The following is a 21640-nucleotide window of genomic DNA, read 5'->3' as shown; positions in this document are numbered from 1 at the left end:
GGGAGGGTGAGCAGCGGGGTCGGCGCGGGATGTGTGCCATCTCCCCCACCCTCATGCGAACAGACCGTGCATGTACCAGGCGGGCTGTACGGGCAGGCCCTCCTGCTGATCGAGCTCGCGGTCATACAACCCGTCGCGGTAGAGCCAGAAGCGCAGGCCGTGCTCGTCCTCGACGCGGAAATAGTCGCGCGTCAGCCCCTGCCCGTCCGGCCGCCACCATTCCATGGCGATGCGCTCCGGGCCTTCGGCGCGCACCACCGCATGCGCGGCACGGCGCCAGACGAAGCGCGCGGGCGGGCCGTCCGGCACGCCCGCGATCACCTGGATCACTTCGGGGCGCGCGAACAGCCGCAGAGGCCGCAGCGGCGGCTCGCCCTCGCTGCGCTCCGGCCAATCGGCCGCCGTGGCGGCCGCAAGATTCTGCTGCGCCTGTAAGGGCAACGCCGCACGTTCCGGGATGTGGGTGTCGACCGGCAGATGCACGACCACACGCTTGCCGCCGATGCGCGCGGCGATGCGGTCGATCAGCGCCGACAGCTCGTCATTGTCGTGGACATGGGCGTCGAGATCGCGCTGCTGCTGCACCACGATCTCGCTGCGGCTCGCCGACAGCCGGATCATGTCGAAGCCGAAGCCGGGATCGAGCGGATCATTCAGGGCGTCGAGCCGCTCGCGGAACAGACGGTCGATGATTGCGGCCTCGGTGACCGGCTGGCCGGTGTCGACCGCGATGACGCGCACCAGGCCGTCGGTGCGGAAGAAGCAGGCCTCAAGCCGCCGCGCGCCCTTGCCCTGCTGTGCCATCGCCGCCACCAGCATCGCGGCGAGACTGGAGAGACTGGCCGCGATCACCGTGTCGGTCGCGACCGGCTCGGCGAAGCGCTTGTCGACGATGTAGTCCGGCGGGACTTTTCGCGGGCTGATCGGCGCATCGGCCTCGCCCAGCGCCTGGGCCAGCACGCGGGTGAAGGCGACACCGAACCGCGCCGTGATCTCGTTGCGGCCGCGCGACGCGACGTCGCCGATCGTCTTCAAGCCGGCGCGGCGCAGGCCGAGCGTGATCGCCTCGCTGCCGCCGAGCGCGGCCACCGGCAGCGGCGCGACCGCGGCCGCCTCCTCGCCGTCAGGCACGATGCGGCCATGCACCTGCCGGTTCAGCGTGCGCGCACACACGGCGTTGGAGGCGATCGCTGCCGACACGGTGAGACCGTGCGCGGTCAGCGCATCGCAGAGCGACCGCATCAGTTTGGCTTCGCCGCCGAACAGATGCACGCAGCCGGTGATGTCGAGCGAAAGCCCATGCGGCGGATCCAGCGCCACCAGCGGCGTGAAGCGGTCGCACCAGTCGGCGATGCCTTCGAGCATCTTGGCGTCAGCCGCGAGGTCGGCCTCTTGGACGACGAGGTCGGGACAGACCGCGCGGGCGTTCGCCAGCGGCTGGCCGAGGCTGACGCCATGGCACGCCGCCGCCTCGTCCAGCGCATGGATCAAGAGCGCATTGGCGTCCTTGATGACGACGACCTGCGGCAGGTCGTCACGCCGATCGGCGGAGCAGTTTCGCTTGATCCGATCGATGGGCAGGCGCGGCAGCCACAGGCTGAGGATCCGCCGCCGGTTCGCTGAAACGGCACGCATCGGGGGTCCACTCCATGATCCATCGTCCGGTCTGGCCGTGACGATTGCGAATGAGCTCGGCGTCGAGACGCGGCGCGCCCCAGGCCATCCAGGGCGCCGAGGGCAGCGACGGCGCGGTGCGGACGATCCAGCGCGTCTCGGCGGTCGAAGGTTCGGGTGTGGCTGCAATGCGCAACACGAGCGCGGTCACGCCGGACTCCTGCGCGGCCAGGGTCAGCTTGCGGCTGGCGACGAGATCGAGCTTTTGCGTCTCGCCCCACACCTCCAGCATCATCCCGCCCAGCGCATCGCAGGCGAGCGCATCGGCCGCGGTGCGCAAGCCGTGATCGAGATCGGGCGCCCGCACGATCACGATGCGGCGCGGGTCGAGGCCAAGCTCGGCGAGCCCGCTCATCGACAGCGCGCCCATCTCGCGCTCGGCGAAATCCTGCCGGATCCAGATCAGCGGCCGGCGCGCCGCGACGCGCGCCGCGAGCCCGCACAGGAAGCCGGTCGCGGCCGTCGCCTGACGGCCGGTCTCGGCGAACACCTCATGCAGCGCGCCAGTGGCCAGGCCGCCCTGCAGCACGGCGTCGGCCTCGTCATGGCCGAGCGCGACCCGGCGCAGGTCATGTGCGCCATCTCCCGCCTCGAGACGGGCAATGCGGCCGCGCAGACGCGCGAGCGTATCCATGCGTGCGCCGGTCATCCGTCGCCGCTCCTCTTCCATCCATCGTGCGGGCGCTGCCGTTGTTGCAGTTGAACCCACGACGGCCCTCTTTGTTCATGATACGTTCTAATATAAAGCTAACGCCTTCGAGAGAGTCAATCGGGATTGCCCCGGATGTGATTCAGCGAATGGAATCAAAAGGATTCAAAGGTATGGAGCTGCTCCGCAAGCTGGAGATCCTGGCCGATGCCGCCAAGTACGACGCCTCCTGCGCCTCCAGCGGTACCGAGATGCGGGATTCCCGCGACGGCAAGGGTCTCGGCTCGACCGCGCCGGGCATGGGCATCTGCCATTCCTATGCGCCGGACGGCCGCTGCATCTCGCTGCTCAAGGTTCTGCTGACAAACGCCTGCAACTACGACTGCCTGTATTGCGTCAACCGCGCCTCCTCCAACGTGCCGCGCGCGCGCTTCACGGTCGACGAGGTGGTGAAGCTCACCATCGATTTCTATCGCCGCAACTACATCGAGGGTCTGTTCCTGTCGTCCGGCATCATCCGCAGCCCGGACTACACCATGGAGCAGGTCGTCTCGGTCGCGCGCAAATTGCGCGAGGAGCATCGCTTCCGCGGCTACATTCATCTGAAGACGATTCCGGAGGCTGACGAGGCGCTGATCGCCGAGGCCGGCCGCTATGCCGACCGGCTCAGCATCAACATCGAGACGCCGCTGGAGGCGAGCCTCACCAGGCTGGCGCCGGAGAAGGACCAGCGCGCCATCCGCCGCACCATGGGCCGTCTCCGGCTCAAGCTCGACGAGACGGTGGAAGCCAAGAAGACGGTGCGGAAGGCGCGGCCGCCGCGCTTTGCCCCTGCAGGCCAGAGTACGCAGATGATCGTCGGCGCCGACGACGCCAATGACCGCGTCATCCTGTCGACCTCGGCCAATCTCTACGGCGCCTACAAGCTCAAGCGCGTCTATTACTCCGCCTTCAGCCCGATCCCCGATGCCAGCCGCGCGCTGCCGCTGCAGGCGCCGCCCTTGGTGCGCGAGCACCGGCTGTACCAGGCCGACTGGCTGATGCGCTTCTACGGCTTCGACGCCGATGAAATCGTCGAGGAGAGCGAGGGCATGCTGCCGCTCGACATCGACCCCAAGCTCGCCTGGGCGCTGCGCCACCGCGACCGCTTTCCGCTCGACATCAACACAGCAAGCCGCGAGGAGCTGTTGCGCGTGCCCGGCTTCGGCACCCGCACGGTGGAGCGCATCCTCGCGACCCGCCGCACCACCACGATCCGCTTTGCGGATCTGGCCCAGCTCAACGTCATCAGGAACAAGGCGCTGCCGTTCATCGTTCTTTCCGACCACCGGCCACAGCCGTCCCTGCTCGACGGCGCCAGCCTCAGAGCCCGGCTGCGGCCCAAACCGCAGCAGCTGGGATTTGGATTCTAATTGAACGTCGTGGCGAAGAACGAAGCCAGGAAGCAGCCGTCATTCCGGGGCGATGCGAAGCATCGAACCCGGAATCTCGAGATTCCGGGTTCGCCCCTGCGAGGCGCCCCGGAATGACGGCGGCGGCTTTGCTCGCAATGACGAGAGAGGTGAAATGCACGTCGTAACCCTCGACAGCAACACCGATTTCGATGGCTGGCGCAAGGCGGCGCGGGCGCTGGCGATGAACGACGTCAAGCCGGCCGAGGTGAGCTGGCGCGTCAAGGGCGCGGCGGCCGATCTGTTCGACGATGAAGCCGAGACGACGCTGCCCGAGGTGCCGGAGGGCGCGTTCTCGGTGCCGGCGAGCTTCATGGAGCTCGCCGAGAGCGCGATCCTGCACAGTGACCCCAACCGCTTCACCCTGCTCTATCGGCTGCTGTGGCGTCTCAGGACCAACCACCACCTGATGGAGATCACGACCGATCCTGATGTCGCGCAGGCCAACGCGCTGGCGCGAGCGGTGCGCCGCGACGTCCACAAGATGCACGCCTTCGTCCGCTTCCGCGAGGTCGGCCGCGAGCGCGAGGCGCGCTACGTCGCCTGGTTCGAGCCCGAGCACCACATCGTCGCGCGCGCCGCGCCGTTCTTCGCCCGCCGCTTCGCCGACATGCCGTGGTCGATCCTGGCGCCCGAACTCTGTGCGCATTGGGACGGCAGCCGCGTCAGCTTCACGCCCGGCGTGAGCAAGGCTGACGCGCCGTCGGAGGACCGGCTCGAAGAGCTGTGGCTGCGCTATTACGCCAGCATTTTCAATCCGGCACGGCTGAAAGTGAAGGCGATGGAAAAGGAGATGCCGAAGAAATATTGGCAGAACCTGCCCGAGGCGAAGCTGATCCAGCCGCTGATCGCGGCCGCCTCCCGGCGCACCACGGAGATGATCGCCGAGCCCGGCACCTCACCGCACAAGCCGCAGAAACGCGTCGAGGAGAGCGAGATGACCCGCAAGCCAATCACACACGCGCATGCTGCTGAGACCTCACGTGATGTCGAGTCCACCGATCTCGAGACCTTGCATGAAGAAGCCGCCGGCTGCCGCGCCTGCCCGCTGTGGAAGGACGCCACGCAAACCGTGTTCGGCGAAGGCCCCGCGCATGCGCCGCTGATGCTGGTCGGCGAGCAGCCCGGCGACAAGGAGGACCTCACCGGCCATCCCTTCGTCGGTCCCGCCGGCCAGATACTCGACCGCGCGCTGGCCGAGGCCGGCATCGACCGAGCCAAGGTCTACGTCACCAATGCGGTGAAGCACTTCAAGTTCGTGCCCCGCGGCAAGATCCGGCTGCACCAGAAGCCGAACACGCCGGAGATCAAGGCCTGCCGGCAATGGTACGAGCGCGAGCTCGCCACCGTCCGCCCGGCCTTGGTGGTCGCGCTCGGTGCCACCGCGGCGCAAAGCGTGTTCGGCAGGATCACACCGGTCAACAAGAGCCGCGGCCATGTCGTCGACCTGCCCGACGGCCCCAAGGCGATGGTGACGGTTCACCCGTCCTACCTGCTGCGGCTGCCGGATGCCGACGCCAAGGCGCGGGAGTATGAGCGCTTCGTCGAAGACCTGAAGATCGCCGCCGCCGCGATCAAGCGCGCCGCGCACGCGGCATGAGGCTGACCGCAACCGGCCCTTACTTGATCGCCAGGAAGCCCTCGAAGCAGACGTGCTTGTAGATCGTCATCGTGTCCACGAACCCGGCCCGCCGCAGCATGTCGAGATTGCCCTGGGTCGAGAACGGTTCCAGCACGCCCTTGAGGCTGCTGGCCTTGCCCAGCACCTCGTCCGGCGAGTAGCCGTTGTCGAGCTTGTAGTCGATATAGACCGACGTCATGATGTCCTGGAACCGCGCGTCCGGCGCCCTGACCTTCTCGAAGAACAGGAACGCGCCTCCCCAATTGAGCGACCGATAGATCGCATCGATCAGGGTCTGGCGATAGCGCGGCGGCACGAACTGCACGGTGTAGTACGACACGATGAAGTCGCTCGCCTCGTAGCCGACCTCGCAGGCATCGGCCGCCAGGTATTCCACGTTCGCCACATCCCTGCTGTGCGCCCGCGCGTAATCGATCATGGCCCGCTCGGTATCGATGCCGATCCAGCGCGTGCCGTGCGGATGGCGCTTGGCGAGTTGCCGAAGCAGCGTCCCCGTCGACGTTCCGATTTCATAGGCGACGGAATCCCGCTTCACGAAGAAATCGCTGACCTGCTCGACCAGCTTGTGGCCGGCTTCGTAGTTCGGAACCGACCTCGCGACGTGGAGATCGAAGTGCTGAGGCGTGTCGCCGCCGAAGCTCCAGCCGGCACGCGCGGCGCGGATGCCGTCACCGGTCGCGTTGTCCCGCTCGAGGGTTGCTTGCCCAGACACAACCATGACGTTCCTCCCTGGTCGACGACGTGTTGAAACTCCCGATCTAACCGTATTGAAGCGCGCGCTCCGTCACTTTCGGCGACAACGCGTCCTTGACGGCCGGACTGAAGAACAGCGACAGCATCTCATCCTCGAACAGCCGGCCGAGCTCCGAAAGCCGCAGCCCCGCATGGCCGTCGCCATCGCGATACGCTTCCAGGGCGCCGACGCTGCTCAGCCTGGCAACGAGCTTGTCATAATGGGCGGACAGCTCCCAGTTGTCGGCGCGCATGGCGCGGCGATCGGCATCCTCGACCCGGCCGGTCCGGAGCCCTGTGGCATAGGACGTCGCCAGCAATTCCTGCCGGTCGACGGCGCGCCCCGCCGTGATCGGACTGTTGCCAGCCAGGACGGCTTCGACATAGGCGCGCACGTCGGGAACATTGCGGAAGACGTAGCCGCTCTTCGCGGCCCCGGCACTGACATGCGAATACGCGCCCGCACCGATCCCGAGAAGATCCCGTGATGGCGAGGTCCGGATCGTCTTGAACGGATCGGCATAGCGGCGCGCGCGCACGAAGCGGTTGCCGTCGGTCAGGTCATATCCGAGCGCCGCCATCTCCTGCCAGATCAGCATGCGTCCGAACAAGGTCGCGAACTCGCTCTCGAAGCTCGCCTGCTTCAGGTCGGATTTGAGCCAGTGTCCCTGGGGGCGATCGGCAAACCGAGCGTGATACCAGGTGAGGTGCGGGGGCCGGATCTCGGCGACCATCGCCAAATTGTTCCAGGTCTCGGACGGCGACCCCTTGTACAACCCCTGGATCAGATCGAGATTCCAGTTCTCGAAGATGTCGGCGACGATCGAGCACGCGAGAAGTGGAACGTCCCGCTTGTAGCCGCGCGCGGCATATTTGAGCACGGTATCGTCGAACGATTGCACGCCGAAACTGAGGCGCGTGACGCCCTGCTGCTTCAGAGAGCGCAGCTTCTGCTCTCCCTCGGGCGCGGTGATCGTGAGCGGGCTGCCCTCGATGCAGATCTCGGCGCCGGGCCGCACGTCGAACGTATCGCGGATCGTCGCGATCAGATCCGTCAATGCGTCCTCATCGAGAACGAGCGGTGTGCCGCCCCCGATATAGATCGACGACACCACCGTTCCGGATCGGCGCAGCTGCGGCTCCCAGGCCGCCAGCTCGCGCTTGAGCGCATCGAGGTAGCGAACGACCTTGTCGTCGTCCGTGGCGGACTTGCTGTTCCGTCCGGCGTAGTGCTCGACCGTATAGTGACAGAACGTGCAGCGCGTCTCGCAGAACGCGATGTGCACGTAGAGGCTGATCTCGCGGCTCCAGTCGATCCCCCGCTCCAGGCAGGACGGATCGAGCGGCGTCAGCGAGTTGATCGGCGGATAGATGGCCACCGAATGCGAGCCGCCCAGGACCGTCCGGCTGATCCCCACGCCGGCTGCGTGGAGCGCGGGAAGGACGAGCGGAATTCCAAGCCGATGCAACGACGCGCGGGCTCGTTCGAAGGCGGTTTCTTGCGATCGCATATGAGCACCTCGAGCAATCACCTCAATGAAAACGAACGTCAATTTCGTTGCGCAATGATCGTCAGGTAAACGTCGGCACGCGTATCCGGATTCTCGTCCTGTCTGTACGTCACGTCGAAGGGATTGATCAGCCGCGGCATGTATTGCTTGCGCCACAGCGTGGCGTTCTCGCCCACCAGCGACGGCACGATCTGCCCCCATATGCGCTCGGTCACGATCGTCAGCTCCGGCTGCGCGAAGGCTTCGCGCATCCAGGCATAGATCCTGGCGTACTGCACCCAGGGCTGCGCCAGGGCCGACAGCTGCAGCTGGACCAGCCGATGCGTCGCCGCGATGCGGCCGCCGGGACGAACGACCCTGGCCATTTCCCTGACCATGATCGGTCCCATCCCGAGCTCCCAGATGCCGCCGGTCCACTCGTTGACGGCGGCGTCGGCGGTGGCGTCGGGCAGCGGAATGCGCTGCGCCAGGCCGGGACGAAATTGCAGATTGGTGATGTCCCGTTCGCATGCGAAGCGACGAGCCCGATCACTCAGACAGCGGAACATCTCGATGGAGATGACCAGTCCGTCCCTGCCGACGGCGGGCGAAAGCCGCCTCGCAACGCGACCGAGGCCGCCGCACACGTCGACCACGATGCTGCCGGGCTGGAGCTTCAGCAGCTCCGGATGATTGGGCAACAGGTCGTCCCCGGCGCGGACCAGCTTGTCTTCGACTTCGGGCGTCTGGCTCCAGCTATTATCGTTCTCGCAAGACTTGAGCAGAGGCAGGCGCCAGCGCAGATATGACCGCCGAAAACGATCGGCGAGTTCGAGACCAGGACCGGACGGCAGACTCGTCGCCGTGTTTCCGAGCAGCACCTCATCGCTCGGCAGGTTCTCGATCAGAACATCTCCGAACTCGTTCTCGATGATGCTCAGCGCGTCGAAGACGCGGGCAAAGTCGTCGTCGCCGGCATCGCCATCCGGCCATAGCGTCCGCACGTCCAGAACGAGCCGGAGGCCGGAGATGAACCTGGATGCTGCCCAGCCGAGCATCCGGCTTCGCGCCGCCTCGTCGCAGATCGATTGATCCGGCGCCATCAGCACATGCACGGGAATGCAGGCCCGGACGATCTCGTCGAGCCCTGCGATCGGACGATCGGGGACGGGCCAGGCCACGTCCTCGACAGTCACTGACGCGCCGAGATGCAGCAGCGATTGGCGCAATTGGTGATCGGCGACCAGATCGCGCGTCTGCACCACCGTCTGGTGCATCCGCAATGCACCGCCCTGCCGCAACCTTGCCAGTCGATCGAAGCATTTGCGATGGTCCGACAACCTCGAGCAACGCAGCAGAACTTCCGGGGGAAGCGGCTCAGCGCTCAGGCGCTCGGTCAGCTGCTCGATCGATTCCAGAGTATCCAGATCGACGACAATGGACCGGCGCAGCATCGGCTCTCGCATCTGCCATGCCTTGCGCCGAAGAAGCGCGAGCTGTTGCGCCGATGGCGTTTCAGCCGAGGTGACATGCATGAAGCCCTGGCCGTGCAGGGACGCCAGCATCTTGTCGATCATCCCTTGATCGTCATATTGCGCCCGCAGCGCGGCAAGCCTGATCGGCCGCGGCATCAGCGTCGTCACGAAATCGAGCAGACCATCGCCGGGCGGCACGACCATCCCCGCATCGAAATGGCCGTGGCTCAACAAATGATGGCCCGAAACTGTAGCGTCCACCACCTCGACGGCCGGATCCAGCATGACGAAGGTATCGTCTGACAGCCGGCCGGGAAGGCTGTCGGGAGCAGAACGCAAGGGCTTTTCAAGCGGTCTCATGGGACTGGCGCCCATTCGATGCGCGACTGAACTGAACGGTCGGTGCAGCCCTCCATCGTCAGGATGTTTCCCGATGCTAGCCCGTCCGCCCCGCTCGTCAGGACGCCCAATTCCGCCAGCGATCCGACCACGGCCTGCACGTCGTCACGCGAGAGATCGCGCATTTCCAGAGCCAACTCGTCAACGGTCCGCGGCGTGCCGAGCAGGTCGAACGCCCGGGCCCCCCGCTCCGACAGTTCTGCATATTCATGCGCTAGCTCGGGCCCCGGGAAATACACCAGCCAATGGCGCGACGAGGCCTCGAGATCGTCGGACGGATCGAACTCGAATGGGTCCTCGATCCAGGGCGTGAGATCGCAGGATGACGAAACCACGACCGCAGCCGGATTGCGACGGACGCGAGCCGCCTCACCCTCGCTGCGCGCCGCCACGCCCGCGTGGCGGGCCGCGTCGACGGGCCACGCCGGCGGCGCCGACCGGCCGAGCCTGCGCGCCAAGGCGATCGTCGCGTCATCAATCGCCATGACGTCCTGATGGGCGCGGGACGCAAATTCCGGAAGCCTGGTCAGATAGGCGACGAAGCCGGCCGCACAGCGCCAGAAATTCGGTCCGTCGTCCGGATAGCCGGTCGATCTGACGAAATCCTCAGCCACAATGTCGACGTCGCGACCGCTCATGTTCAGAAGGCGGCGTGTCAGCGGCACCAGATCGAGCGCCCCCAACGCATTCCTGACGAGTCCGCGCCGGTACATGCCGATATTGGCGTTCGTGGCCTCCGGCGTGCCCGCGTAGTCAGTGACAATCGCTCTCTCCTCCACAGAGAGGCCATCCGGATCTGCGGTTCGGGCGTCGGATCGGGTGATCCATGTGACGAGACCATCGTCTCTCAACACGCGACGCCAAGTGCTCCATACCAGCTCGGCATTCATCACGCGGCCTCGCTGCGGGTGGTACGGCGGCTCGCCGGTCCATAGGCGCGATCCCAGGCATTCCGCGCCCGCTCCAGGTCGGAGAGGATCAAGTCAGTGGTGCGGTCCGTATCGACCCGCTCCCCCGCGCAATAGAGGGATTGCGTCTCGTATTCGAGGATGACGGCCCCGGGGCGCGCCCGCGCCAGAACGTCATCGAGAAGGTCCCACACCTCTTCGGTGACCTGCGTGTCGTGAAGATCGTGATACTGGCCACCGATCCAACGCCCGCCTGCGAGGTGGATGGAGATGATGCGCTCGGACGGGATCGTCGCCAGGAAGCGTTGAATGGAGTAGCCGCGTGAGCCGTGGTTCTGCGCATTCGCATACAGATTGTGAAGATCGAGATGCAGATAGGTCCCCGATAGTTCCAGGATTGCCGCGAGGAACTCTTCCTCGGGCATCTCGCTGCCGGGACAGGTCCGATAATAGGCTGCGTTTTCGTGCGCGAGCGGGACGCCATAGAGCGCCTGCAGCGTGCGCGCCCGCTCGGCGAGCCGCACGACCTCCGCGCGAGAAAACTGCAGCGGACTGCTCCACACATCCGCCCAGGACGCATCGCTGTAGAAGCAGTGATTGGCAACCCAGGCCACGCCGAACTTCCTGGCCAGCGGCACGTGTCGGCGCACCGCGGCTGTCGCCGTCAGATCCTCGAAGCCGAAATCTCCGCCATAGTTCGAATGTCCGAGCAGCGGAAACTTGCCTGAGACATCACGGACGAGTTCGATGGCACGGGGAGACAACACCCCCGGGCCATCGAGGGGGCTCATGATCGAGTCGAACAGGATTTCGAGCGCATCAAGCGGCTGGTCGAGGAAGGGAAACCAGCCGATCAGTTCCGGGTTGAATTGGAGTCCCACTCCAAGACGCGGAAAGCTCATAGGTCTCATCTCCGACCAGCCCGACCACGCCGGCTCAGCCAGCGGGCCGGATTTCTTGCAGGAGATCTGCTTCAGGAGGCAGCACACTTTGCGGCTGTGGCCGCACAGCGCGCCGCAGTTGCTGCGCATCGCGCAGCGGTGGCCGCACACCGTGCCGACGCCGCCTTAGCCTGGGCATGCGCTGCCGTCGCAGCGCACTTGGCCGAGTTTGCCGCGCATTGCGCCGCAGTTGCCGCACACTTGGCCGCGGCCGCAGCCGCTTCCTTCACGGAGAGCTTCTTGACGTCCATGGGGGTTCTCCATCTGTGGAATCGAACTGGTGAACAAGGAAATTTCAGACAGGCAATGAACGCTCGATCACGAGCAGTGAGCAGAAACGCGAATGACTATAACTTACTCGCTTTCGTTGTAAATACCTTAGGTTGTGTCTTTGAAAACACTTGCCTGTTACGACAGTGACGCTGGCGGAAATTTATTTCAGCTCCGCAGACGGGCGCGCGTCGTCAGCTGCGCATCGCGTGACGCGCGCCGATACAGATCATCGTTGCAGCGATGCCTGTCGTTGGGACGTGAGGAGAATTCGTAACAAACAAGCCGCACGATCGATGCAGGCGGATCGAATCAATACGCGCTGCGCCTGTCAGCGCCAGAGGCGGCAAAATAACAAACAGGCGCCCCATCCATAAGACAGGGGCGCCGACTCCGGTCGGCGCCCCTGTCTGGCGGATCAGTTCATCTGAGATGGCTGGGCCGCGGCTCACGCCGCCAGCGTGTTCTCCACCACCTTGATGAAGAACGAGGTGCCGTAGACGATCGCCTCGTCGTTGAAGTTGTAGGCGGGATGATGCAGGCCGGCGCTGTCGCCGTTGCCGACGAAGATGAAGGCGCCGGGACGAGCTTCGAGCATGTAGGCGAAGTCCTCGCCGCCCATCATCGGCGGCATCTCGTGCACGTTGGCATCGCCCGCGACCTCCTTGGCGGCGCGGATCGCGATCTCGGTCTGCTCGGCGTGATTGATGACGACGGGATAGCCGCGCGCATAGTTCAGGTCGATCTTGGCGCCGGTCATCTGGGCGACGCCGGTCACGACCTCGCGCACCCGCTTCTCCATCAGCTCGCGCACCTTTGGCGTCAGCGTCCGCACCGTGCCGCGCAGCACCGCGCTCTGCGGAATCACGTTGCGGGCGTTGCCGGCGTGGAACTCGCAGATCGACAGCACCGCGGCCTCCAGCGGATCGACGCTGCGCGACACGATCTGCTGCAGCGCCGTGACGAGCTGGGCGCCGACGAGAAGAGAGTCGATGCAATTATGCGGCTTGGCGGCATGACCGCCATGGCCCTCGATGGTGATGTCGACCGCGTCGGTCGATGCCATCAGCGCCCCCTGGCGAATGGCGAACGCGCCGACCGGCAGGCCGGGGCCGTTGTGCATGCCGTAGACCTGATCGATCTTGAAGCGGTCGATCAGCCCGTCCTTGATCATCGCGTCCGCACCGCCACCGCCCTCCTCGGCCGGCTGGAAGATCACGGCGACCTCGCCGGCGAAATTGCGCGTCTCCGCGAGATAGCGCGCCGCGCCGAGCAGCATCGCGGTGTGGCCGTCATGGCCGCAGGCATGCATCATGCCCGGGGTCTTCGAGGCATAGGGCAGCCCGGTCGCCTCCTCGATCGGCAGCGCGTCCATGTCGGCGCGTAGTCCGAGCACCCTCACCTCGCCATGGCCGGGCTTCCGGCCCTTGATGACGCCGACCACGCCAGTCTTGCCGAGGCCCGTCACGACCTCGTCACAGCCGAACTCGCGCAGCCGCTCGGCGACGAAGGCCGCCGTCCGGTGCACGTCGTAGAGCAGCTCCGGATGCGAATGGATATCCCGCCTCCAGGCCTGGATATCGGGCTGCAGATCGGCGACGCGGTTGACGATGGGCATGGGAAATCTCGTAACTCCTGTGGGACTTTGCGCCTGTTTAGCATGCAAAAGCCGCACCGCCCAAGATAAGGGCTGCGCCCGTCTCATGGCTCGGTCAACCAGCCATGAACGTGGCGCTTGTCCGGGCCCGTCCGGGCTGACTAAAAGCCTGGCAATGATGGGAAGGGAATGCCGATGCCGAGACAGCTCGAGGGGGATTTCGACTATATCGTGGTGGGCGCCGGCACTGCCGGCTGCATCCTCGCCAACCGGCTGTCGGCCGATCCGAACAGCCGCGTCCTGATTCTCGAGGCCGGCGGCAACGACAATTGGATCTGGTTCCATATTCCGGTCGGCTACCTCTTCGCGATCGGCAATCCACGCTCCGACTGGATGTTTCGCACCGAGGCCGAGCCGGGCCTGAACGGCCGCTCGCTGGCCTACCCCCGCGGCAAGGTGATCGGCGGCTGCTCGGCGATCAACGCCATGATCTCGATGCGCGGCCAGGCCGCTGACTACGACCATTGGCGCCAGCTCGGTCTCGCCGGTTGGAGCTATGCCGACGTGCTCCCGGTGTTCAAACGGCTGGAGGATCATTTTCTCGGCGAGAGCGAGCATCACGGCACCGGCGGCGGCTGGCGCATCGAGGCGCCCCGGCTGTCCTGGGCGGTGCTGGACGCGGTCGGCGACGCCGCCGAGCAGATGGGCATCCGCCGCATCCCCGACTTCAATACCGGCGACAATGAAGGCATCAGCTATTTCCACGTCAACCAGAAGCGCGGCCGGCGCTGGTCCTCCGCGCGGGGCTTCCTCAAGCCGGCGCTGAAGCGGCCTAACCTGCGGCTCGAAACCAACGTCCTCGTCGACCGCCTGATCGTCGAGAACGGCCGTGCCACAGGCGTGCGCTTCCAGCAGAATGGTGAGACCATCGAGGCGCGCACCAAGGGCGAGGTGATCCTCAGCGCCGGCTCGATCGGCTCGGTGCAGGTGCTGCAGCGCTCCGGCATCGGCCCGGCCGAGTGGCTCGGCGAGCTCGGCATCGACGTCGTCCTCGACAAGCCAGGCGTGGGGCGCAATCTGCAGGACCACCTGCAACAGCGCGCGATCTACAAGGTCACGGGCGTGAAGACGCTGAACGAGACCTATTACTCGCTGGTCCGCCGCGGCCTGATGGGGCTCGACTATGCGTTCCGGCGCCGCGGGCCGCTGACCATGGCGCCGTCGCAGCTCGGCATCTTCACGCGCTCGGACCCGAGGCGCGACCGCGCCAACATCCAGTTTCACGTGCAGCCGCTGTCGCTCGACAAGTTCGGCGATCCCCTGCATCGTTTTCCCGCGATCACCGTCAGCGCCTGCAACCTCCGCCCGACCTCGCGCGGCACGGTGCGCATTCGGTCAGCCAGGATCGACGAGGCGCCGTCGATCGCACCGAACTATCTGGCGACCGAGGACGACCGCCAGGTCGCGGCCGATGCCATCCGCGTCACGCGCCGGCTGATGAAGCAGAATGCGCTTGCGGCCTACAGGCCGCAGGAATACCTGCCCGGCCCGTCGGTCGGCGATGACGACGCCGCGCTGGCCAAGGCCGCCGGCGACATCGGCACCACGATCTTCCATCCCGTCGGCACCGCCAGGATGGGCACCGCAGACGATCCGATGGCGGTCGTCGACGAGCGGCTGCGCTTCCGCGGCATCGAACGGCTGCGCGTCGCCGATGCCTCGATCATGCCGACCATCACGTCAGGCAACACCAACACGCCGACGGCGATGATCGCGGAGAAAGCGGCGTCGATGATCTTGGAGGATGGGCGCTAGGCGCTCACGTCCGACTCCTCATTCCCGTCATTGCGAACGCAGCGAAGCAATCCAGGGTCCCGACCCCACTCTGGATTGCTTCTTCGCCTTGGGCTCCTCGCAATGATGCGGGAATCGTAGGGTGGGCAAAGCGGCGCCGAAGGCGGCGCGTGCCCACCGTCGTGCGGCAGACTCGGCGGCACGGCGGCGGGCACGGCGCCACTAATATCTCGGATGTGAGAGAGCACGGCATCGCCTTTGCCCACCTACGCATCGCCGCATGCTGACCTAGATGATCCGCGCCACCAGCGGAACCCGGCGCAACAGTGCTGCTGCGAGCCAGCTCACCGACAGCGTGCCGATCAGCACGGTCGCGAACTTCACGGCGGCCGGCCACGCCGGGTCGTAGACCAGATATTGCAGCCATAGCAACGGCAGGAAGTGCAGGAGATAGATGCCGTAGGCCTCTGGCTGGATGCGATCCATCAGCGTCAGCGGCGCCTTCGCCCAGCGCAGGAAGAAGGTCGGCACGCCGAACGCCATCGCGGCGCAGAAGCTCGCCACCGCCATGCCATAGGCCGCGCGCCACCACAGTGGCGGGGAATCGAAATCGGCGATCCAGTTGTGATGCGCGTAGGCCAGCAACAGGATCGCGCCATAGCAGCCGTAGGAAAGACCGAACCAGATCCACCAGCGCCGCACCAGCGCGCCGTCGGCTGCGAACGGCCCCGTCCGCAGCCCGGCGGCGCCGATCGCGACGCCGCCGACGAAGAAGGCCGGATAGAGCAGCACGCGGCTCGCCTGCAGCGGCAGCGGAAAATGTCCGGGCATGAACCAGAATCCGTCACCGAAGCCGAGATGCGGCGGCAGATAGACCAGGTTGGCGATCACGAGGAAGATCAGGAAGCCAGTGAGCGGATAGTGCAGCACCATTCCGGCCCAACGCCCGAGTGCGCCGACCGCCTGCGGTGCCAGGACCCAGACGAACGCAGCCAGCATATCAAACCCCAGCAGTACGCAGAGAAACCAGGCCGAGCCGGACGGCCACGGCCCCTCTCTGATCATCCGCCACCACACCGCGCTGAACTGATCCTCCGCCACGTAGTAGCGGTAGTAGGCGATCGGCATGATCACGAAGATCGACACGATATAGGGCACGCCGAGCCGCAGCGCACGGCGCCCGACATAGTCCGACGCGCCCCTGCCCGCCAGGCTTGCCGGCACGAACAGGCCGGAGATGAAGAACATGCACGACATGAAGTAGCTGTCGTTGAACAGCGCGACCAGATCGAATCCGAGCCAGTGCATGCGGTCGCCGCCCTGGCCGAAATCGGTGTAGTTGATCGCGGAGTGATAGAGCACGACCGAGAGCGTGATGAAGGTCCTGGCGCGGTCGAGCGCCACGATCCGATCGCGCGACGTCTCGGTTCGTTGCAGGGTCGGGGTCACGCGCTCATGCATCGACGTCGCATCCGGTCCATCAGCCGCTCATATCTTTCGCGCGGCCCTGCGCCACATCCTGCGTGAACAGGTGAGCCGTCGGCCATTGCCGGCATGATCACGAACACGTCATCGCTTTTGGATCGCGAGAAGCCGGGAATAAACCCGGGCCACCACCGCTCTTCTCACCCGCAAGCTCGATGACGGGCAACGGGAGATGACGATGAGCCTTGGTGATCATGACGAGAACGGCGTCAGCCGCCGCAAGGTGCTGGAGTGCATGACATGGGCGGGCACGGGCGTGCTCTGGACGCTGTCGGGCGGCGTGCCACGCTCGCTCGGCCTGGTCGACGCGGCGCGGGCGGCCGAGCAGCCCGCCTCCGGCCTGACCTTCCTGCAGATCAGCGACAGCCATGTCGGCTTCGACAAGCCGGCCAATCCCAACGCGATCGGGACGTTGGAAGAGGCCGTAAATCGCATCAAGGCGATGCCGGTGAAGCCGGCCTTCATGATCCATACCGGCGACATCTCGCATCTGTCGAAGGCGGCCGAGTTCGACGATGCCGACCGCATCATCTCGCAATCCCGGCTCGACGTGCACTACGTGCCGGGTGAGCACGACTTCCTCGACGAGGACGTCAAGCTCTACAAGGAGCGCTACGGCAAGGGCAGCCGCGGCGCCGGTTGGTATTCGTTCGACGCCAATGGCGTGCACTTCATCGGCCTCGTCAACGTGGTCGATCTCAAGGCCGGCGGGCTCGGCAATCTCGGCGCCGAGCAGCTTGCCTGGCTGGAGCAGGATCTCAAGGGCCGCTCCAGATCCACGCCGATCGTGGTGTTCGCGCACATCCCGCTGTGGACGGTGTATCCGCAATGGGGCTGGGGAACCGAGGACGGCGGCCGCGCGCTAGACACCCTGAAGGGGTTCGGCTCGGTGACGGTGCTGAACGGCCATATCCACCAGGTGATGCAGAAGGTCGAAGGCAACGTCACCTTCCACACCGCGCGCTCGACCGCGTTCCCGCAACCGGCGCCGGGCACGGCGCCCTCGCCCGGCCCGATGAAGGTCGAGGACGCAAGGCTGCGCAGCCTGCTCGGCATCGCCAGCATCGATTTCAAGGTCGGTGACGAGCGCCTCGCCATCATCGATACGCCGCTTGCGGGCTGAGGGACGAAAACGCGATGATCCAGCTTGTTCTTCGCGGTGCCGGCTTGGCCGCCGTACTGCTTGTTTGCGCCACGCCGGCGCGCGCCGAGACCATCAAGGTCACGATCGACAATTTCACCTTCACCCCGGCTGCGCTGACGGTGAAGGTCGGCGACACGGTGACCTGGACCAACCATGACGACATCCCGCACACGGTGGTGTCGGCCGGGAAATACAGGTCGAAGACGCTCGATACCGACGACAGCTTCTCCTTCACCTTCGCAGCCGCCGGCGACTACAAATATTTCTGCTCGCTGCATCCGCACATGACGGGACTGGTCAAGGTTGAGTAGCATCGCGAACCAGGGCATGAGCATCGTCACATGGACCGGTCGGCGGCGCAGCGCCGGCCGCGCCGTGCGACCGCGAACCGAGCCGGAGACCACGCCGGTGACAACAGCCAATGACGATCCCGAGAGGGCGCGACGCTTCCGCGAGGCGGCGCTGCCCTATCTCGACGACGTCTACACCCTGGCGCGCTATCTCCTGCGCAACCCTGCCGACGCCGAGGACGCCGTGCAGGAATGCTACCTGCGTGCGCTGAAGCATTTCGACACTTACCGTGGCCCGGCGATGAAGCCGTGGCTGTTCGCGATCCTGCGCAACGTCTGCCACGCCGAATTCGCGCGCCGCGCCGGCGCGCCGGCCAAGGCGCTCGACGACGCGCCGGAAGCGGCCGAGCAGCCGCCGCTGTGGCAGGAGAGCGCCGAGACGCCGGAAGGCGCCGTATTGCGGGAACGTGATGCCTCGGCGATCCGCCGGCTGATCGACACGCTGGCCGAGCCGTTTCGCGAGACCTTCGTCATGCGCGAGGTCAACGATCTGTCCTATCGCGAGATCGCGGCGGCGGCCGGCGTGCCGGTCGGCACCGTGATGTCGCGCCTCGCCCGCGCCCGCGCGATGCTGCGCGCCGCCTGGCTCGCGCGGGAGGAGCCACAACGATGACCTGCGATGAAGCCGAGATCCTGATCCACGCGCTGGTCGATGGCGAGCTCGACGCCGGCCACGTGCGCGAGGTCGAAGCCCATGTTGCGAGCTGCCCGCGCTGCGCCGCCGAGCTTGCTGCAATCCGGCAGATGAAGCAGATGCTCGCCGGCACCGACCTCAGCTACAAGGCGTCCCCTGCCTTGCGCCTGCGGATCGAAGCCACCCTGCCGCCGGCCGATGCGGCCTCCATCACCCCGCTCGCTGCAGTGCCGAGCCGACGTACGCTGCTGCGAGGCTTCGCCCTGGGCTCGGCGGTGTCGGCGCTGGCGGCCACCGGCCTCGTCGCCATCGTGCTGCGCAATGACGACCAGCAGCGGATCGAGGCCGAGATCGTCTCGGCGCATCTGCGCTCGCTGCAGGCCGGGCACCTCACCGACGTGATCTCGACCGATCAGCACACCGTCAAGCCCTGGTTCAACGGCAAGCTCGACGTCGCGCCACCGGTGATCGACCTCACCGCACAAGGCTTCACGTTGATCGGCGGGCGGCTCGACTACGTCGACGCACGCGCGATCGGCGCCGTGGTCTATCGCCGCCGCCAGCACGTCATCAACCTGTTCGTGGCGCAGACCGCGTCTACCGAGCGCCGCGCCGCACGGATGGACACCGTCCAGGGCTTCAACATTCGCTCTTGGCACGACCGCGGCCTGAGCTATTGGGCGGTCAGCGATATCGGCGCCGACGAACTCAACGAGTTCGGCGAGCGGTTCGAGCGCGCGATGGGTGCGAACAAGGAGGGATGACGCGCTCTCGCGCTTCAGTCATTGCGAGCGAAGCGTGCCCACGGTCTGTCCGGAGACGAACTGAAACGGTGGGCACGGCGCTACGCGCCTTTGCCCACCCGACGCGAACATCACGCCGATTTGCGGATCGCGTTGTCGACCAGGGTCTTGCCGAGCGACCAGATCGCGCCGGGGACCTTGTGGCTCTGCGCGATGACGTCGTCGAAGGCGCGCTCGATCCAGGCGCAGTCCTCTTCGGTGATGGTCAGCGGCGGCAGCAGCTTGATCGTGTGCAGGCCATGGCCGGCGACCTGGGTCAGGATCTTGTGATCCTTGAACAGCGGCACCGTGATGAGCTGGCAGAACAGGCCCTTGTTGGCGCTCTCCAGCATGGTCCAGGAGGCCTTGAGGCGCAGCGATTTCGGCGGACCGAACTCGACGCCGATCATCAGTCCCTTGCCGCGCACTTCCTTGAGCAGCTCGTAGCCCGGCACCATCCGCGTCAGCGCCAGCCGCAGCTCGGCGCCGCGCTTGGCGGCGGCCTCCACCAGCTTCTCGGCCTTCATCACCTCGAGCGTGGCAATGCCGGCGGCCATCGCGAGGTCGTTCTTGGCGAAGGTCGAGCCGTGCACCACGGCGCGGTCCATGCGGTTGAATATCTTGTCGAAGATCTGCTTGCGCGTCAGCAGCGCGCCGACCGGGACATGGCCGCCGGACAGCGCCTTCGACAGCAGCACCATGTCGGGCTCGACATTCCAATGTTCCACCGCCAGGAACCGGCCGGTGCGTCCCATGCCGGTCTGGATCTCGTCGGCGATGAAGATGGTGCCATATTTCTTGCAGAGCGCGGCGGCCCCGGGCAGGAACTCGTCAGAGGGCATGTTGACGCCCTTGCCCTGGATCGGCTCGACGATGAAGGCTGCGATCTCGCGCGACGACAGCGCCTGCTCGAGCGCGGCAAGATCGTTGAAGGGGATGGCCGTGCAGCCCGGCAGCAGCGGCTCGAAGCCGTTGCGGAAGTTCGAATCATCGGTCAGCGATAGCGCGCCGTAGGTGAGGCCGTGATAGGAGTGCCCGCAATAGACGATACCAGGCCGGCCGGTCGCGCCACGCGCGAATTTGATCGCGGCTTCCACGGTCTCGGCGCCGGAATTGGCAAAGAACACCTTGTCCAGATACGGGACATATTCCAGCAGCCGCTCGGCAAGAACACCCGCCAGGGTCGAGACGTCGAGCTGAACGAGATTCGGCAGATCGCTGTCGAGGACGCTTTTCAGCGCGGCGCGCAGCGTCGGATGATTGCGGCCGATTGCAAAGACGCCAAAACCGCTGAGCAGGTCAAGATAACGGGCCCCATCACGATCGTAGAGATATTGCCCTTGTCCCTTCTGGAACCCAACATCATATCCAATCGTCTTGAGAACGCGGACAAGCTGCTCGTTCAGATGCCGAGAATGCATCGTGCTGCGCTGCGCTTGGCGCTCCACAAACATCTCGGAAACGTCTAGATTGGGTTTTAGCATCGGCTACATACTTCGGTTGATGGACGTGACGTCAACTGAAAACGCGCAATGCGGCGTTTTGCCCTCATTCGCACCATCAAAGCAAGCACGGGTTTCTGCCAATGTTGCATCGCCTTAGATATCTCATGTCGACGACACTAGCATACTCCGCAGTCGTGTTCGCAGCAGGAATTTCTTCCGCGCTCGCGGCCGACCCCACCGGCGACTGGCGGGTCGCCGACGGCGTCGCGAACATCCGAGTCGCACAATGCAATGGCAGCATGTGGGGCGTCGTGGCCTGGGAGAAGACCCCGGGCGGACGCGACAGCAACAACCCCGATCCGGCCCGCCAGAGCCGTCCGACGCTCGGCATGCCGATCCTGATCGACATGAAGAAGAAGCCCGGCGCAGACGCGTGGGAAGGCCAAGTCTACAACGCCAAGGATGGGCAGCTCTACAGCTCGACCATCACGCCGATCGATCCCGATCACCTGGAGATCAAGGGCTGCGTGCTCGGCTTCCTGTGCGGCGGCGAGACCTGGACGCGGGTCGCTCCGCCGATCCCGTCGAGCCCCGTGAACAGCATGGCTAAAGGTACACAGAAACCAATCGCGCCAGCCCCTGCCCCGGCGGCCAAAACGACGACCGGCGTCGGCAGTGGCGCAACCGCATTGGCCAAGCCGGGACAAAAGCCCGCGGACCAGGTCGGCGATATCTGCCTGCTGCCCGATATCGCGCGCGCCCGTTAATTGGCGTCCGT

At 65.8% G+C, this 21640-nt stretch carries 19 protein-coding genes; 9 read left to right on the top strand and 10 right to left on the bottom strand.

Going from position 1 to position 21640, the window contains the following annotated elements:
* Positions 1-51: 51 nt before the first annotated feature.
* Together QX051_RS13880 and QX051_RS13875 are read right to left on the bottom strand one after the other, a co-directional pair.
* On the bottom strand, positions 52-1635 hold the full coding sequence (locus tag QX051_RS13880; protein WP_315776501.1) for a DNA polymerase Y family protein: 1584 nt from the start codon (positions 1633-1635) through the stop codon (positions 52-54).
* Positions 1535-2323 carry a DNA repair protein gene (locus tag QX051_RS13875; RefSeq protein ID WP_315776500.1) on the bottom strand — a complete coding sequence of 263 codons (789 nt, stop codon included), beginning with the start codon at positions 2321-2323 and terminating at the stop codon, positions 1535-1537. The genes QX051_RS13880 and QX051_RS13875 overlap by 101 nt, the downstream gene beginning before the upstream one ends.
* A gap of 173 nt (positions 2324-2496) precedes the next feature.
* On the opposite strand from QX051_RS13875, the gene QX051_RS13870 reads away from it, so the two are divergent.
* The gene (locus QX051_RS13870) at positions 2497-3735 is read left to right on the top strand and encodes a putative DNA modification/repair radical SAM protein (protein ID WP_315776499.1); all 1239 of its coding nucleotides are present in this window, start codon (positions 2497-2499) and stop codon (positions 3733-3735) included.
* A gap of 154 nt (positions 3736-3889) precedes the next feature.
* Positions 3890-5374: a UdgX family uracil-DNA binding protein gene (locus QX051_RS13865; RefSeq protein WP_315776498.1), complete on the top strand. Its 1485-nt coding sequence runs from the start codon at positions 3890-3892 to the stop codon at positions 5372-5374.
* A gap of 19 nt (positions 5375-5393) precedes the next feature.
* On the opposite strand, the gene QX051_RS13860 is transcribed toward QX051_RS13865, so the two are convergent.
* The 3 genes from QX051_RS13860 to QX051_RS13850 all read right to left on the bottom strand — a co-directional run bounded on the left by QX051_RS13860 (position 5394) and on the right by QX051_RS13850 (position 8900).
* On the bottom strand, positions 5394-6134 hold the full coding sequence (locus QX051_RS13860) for a methyltransferase domain-containing protein (RefSeq protein ID WP_315757705.1): 741 nt from the start codon (positions 6132-6134) through the stop codon (positions 5394-5396).
* A 40-nt stretch (positions 6135-6174) separates the two neighbouring features.
* Positions 6175-7527, bottom strand: a complete 1353-nt coding sequence (locus tag QX051_RS13855) for a coproporphyrinogen-III oxidase family protein (RefSeq protein WP_315776497.1) — start codon at positions 7525-7527, stop codon at positions 6175-6177.
* A 170-nt stretch (positions 7528-7697) separates the two neighbouring features.
* On the bottom strand, positions 7698-8900 hold the full coding sequence (locus tag QX051_RS13850; RefSeq protein ID WP_315772534.1) for a class I SAM-dependent methyltransferase: 1203 nt from the start codon (positions 8898-8900) through the stop codon (positions 7698-7700).
* Between QX051_RS13850 and QX051_RS13845 the strand changes: the two genes are divergently transcribed.
* Positions 8871-9416 (top strand): hypothetical protein, encoded by a 546-nt coding sequence (locus tag QX051_RS13845; protein ID WP_315776496.1) that lies wholly within the window; start codon positions 8871-8873, stop codon positions 9414-9416. The two genes, QX051_RS13850 and QX051_RS13845, sit on opposite strands and share 30 nt — an antisense overlap.
* A gap of 53 nt (positions 9417-9469) precedes the next feature.
* Here the strand turns inward: QX051_RS13845 and QX051_RS13840 are convergent, their stop codons facing one another.
* The 3 genes from QX051_RS13840 to QX051_RS13830 all read right to left on the bottom strand — a co-directional run bounded on the left by QX051_RS13840 (position 9470) and on the right by QX051_RS13830 (position 13249).
* On the bottom strand, positions 9470-10402 hold the full coding sequence (locus tag QX051_RS13840) for a hypothetical protein (RefSeq protein ID WP_315776495.1): 933 nt from the start codon (positions 10400-10402) through the stop codon (positions 9470-9472).
* The gene (locus tag QX051_RS13835; RefSeq protein WP_315772530.1) at positions 10402-11322 is read right to left on the bottom strand and encodes a DUF692 family multinuclear iron-containing protein; all 921 of its coding nucleotides are present in this window, start codon (positions 11320-11322) and stop codon (positions 10402-10404) included. Before QX051_RS13835 ends, QX051_RS13840 begins: the two co-directional genes overlap by 1 nt.
* 757 nt (positions 11323-12079) lie before the next feature.
* Positions 12080-13249, bottom strand: coding sequence for a M20 aminoacylase family protein (locus tag QX051_RS13830; RefSeq protein ID WP_315757710.1), 1170 nt, complete (start codon positions 13247-13249; stop codon positions 12080-12082).
* A 174-nt stretch (positions 13250-13423) separates the two neighbouring features.
* Between QX051_RS13830 and QX051_RS13825 the strand changes: the two genes are divergently transcribed.
* Positions 13424-15043, top strand: coding sequence for a GMC family oxidoreductase (locus tag QX051_RS13825; RefSeq protein ID WP_315776493.1), 1620 nt, complete (start codon positions 13424-13426; stop codon positions 15041-15043).
* 267 nt (positions 15044-15310) lie between these two features.
* On the opposite strand, the gene QX051_RS13820 is transcribed toward QX051_RS13825, so the two are convergent.
* On the bottom strand, positions 15311-16483 hold the full coding sequence (locus QX051_RS13820; protein ID WP_315776492.1) for an acyltransferase: 1173 nt from the start codon (positions 16481-16483) through the stop codon (positions 15311-15313).
* A 202-nt stretch (positions 16484-16685) separates the two neighbouring features.
* Here QX051_RS13820 and QX051_RS13815 point away from each other — a divergent pair, with 202 nt between their 5' ends.
* The 4 genes from QX051_RS13815 to QX051_RS13800 all read left to right on the top strand — a co-directional run bounded on the left by QX051_RS13815 (position 16686) and on the right by QX051_RS13800 (position 19399).
* A complete protein-coding gene (locus QX051_RS13815; protein ID WP_315772526.1) occupies positions 16686-17630 on the top strand; it encodes a metallophosphoesterase family protein in 945 nt (314 codons plus the stop codon).
* Positions 17631-17644: 14 nt separating this feature from the next.
* The gene (locus QX051_RS13810) at positions 17645-17962 is read left to right on the top strand and encodes a cupredoxin family copper-binding protein (protein ID WP_315776491.1); all 318 of its coding nucleotides are present in this window, start codon (positions 17645-17647) and stop codon (positions 17960-17962) included.
* 97 nt (positions 17963-18059) lie between these two features.
* A complete protein-coding gene (locus tag QX051_RS13805; protein WP_315737716.1) occupies positions 18060-18614 on the top strand; it encodes a sigma-70 family RNA polymerase sigma factor in 555 nt (184 codons plus the stop codon).
* Positions 18611-19399 (top strand): anti-sigma factor, encoded by a 789-nt coding sequence (locus QX051_RS13800; protein WP_315776490.1) that lies wholly within the window; start codon positions 18611-18613, stop codon positions 19397-19399. The genes QX051_RS13805 and QX051_RS13800 overlap by 4 nt, the downstream gene beginning before the upstream one ends.
* A gap of 110 nt (positions 19400-19509) precedes the next feature.
* On the opposite strand, the gene hpnO is transcribed toward QX051_RS13800, so the two are convergent.
* Positions 19510-20901, bottom strand: a complete 1392-nt coding sequence (hpnO, locus tag QX051_RS13795; RefSeq protein ID WP_315737300.1) for an aminobacteriohopanetriol synthase HpnO — start codon at positions 20899-20901, stop codon at positions 19510-19512.
* A 101-nt stretch (positions 20902-21002) separates the two neighbouring features.
* On the opposite strand from hpnO, the gene QX051_RS13790 reads away from it, so the two are divergent.
* On the top strand, positions 21003-21629 hold the full coding sequence (locus tag QX051_RS13790; protein WP_409997722.1) for a DUF2147 domain-containing protein: 627 nt from the start codon (positions 21003-21005) through the stop codon (positions 21627-21629).
* Positions 21630-21640: the final 11 nt, after the last annotated feature.

The organism is Bradyrhizobium sp. SZCCHNR1053 (assembly GCF_032381235.1).
In the GTDB taxonomy this organism is placed as follows: Bacteria; Pseudomonadota; Alphaproteobacteria; order Rhizobiales; family Xanthobacteraceae; genus Bradyrhizobium.
This window is presented reverse-complemented; position numbering and strand designations above follow the sequence as displayed.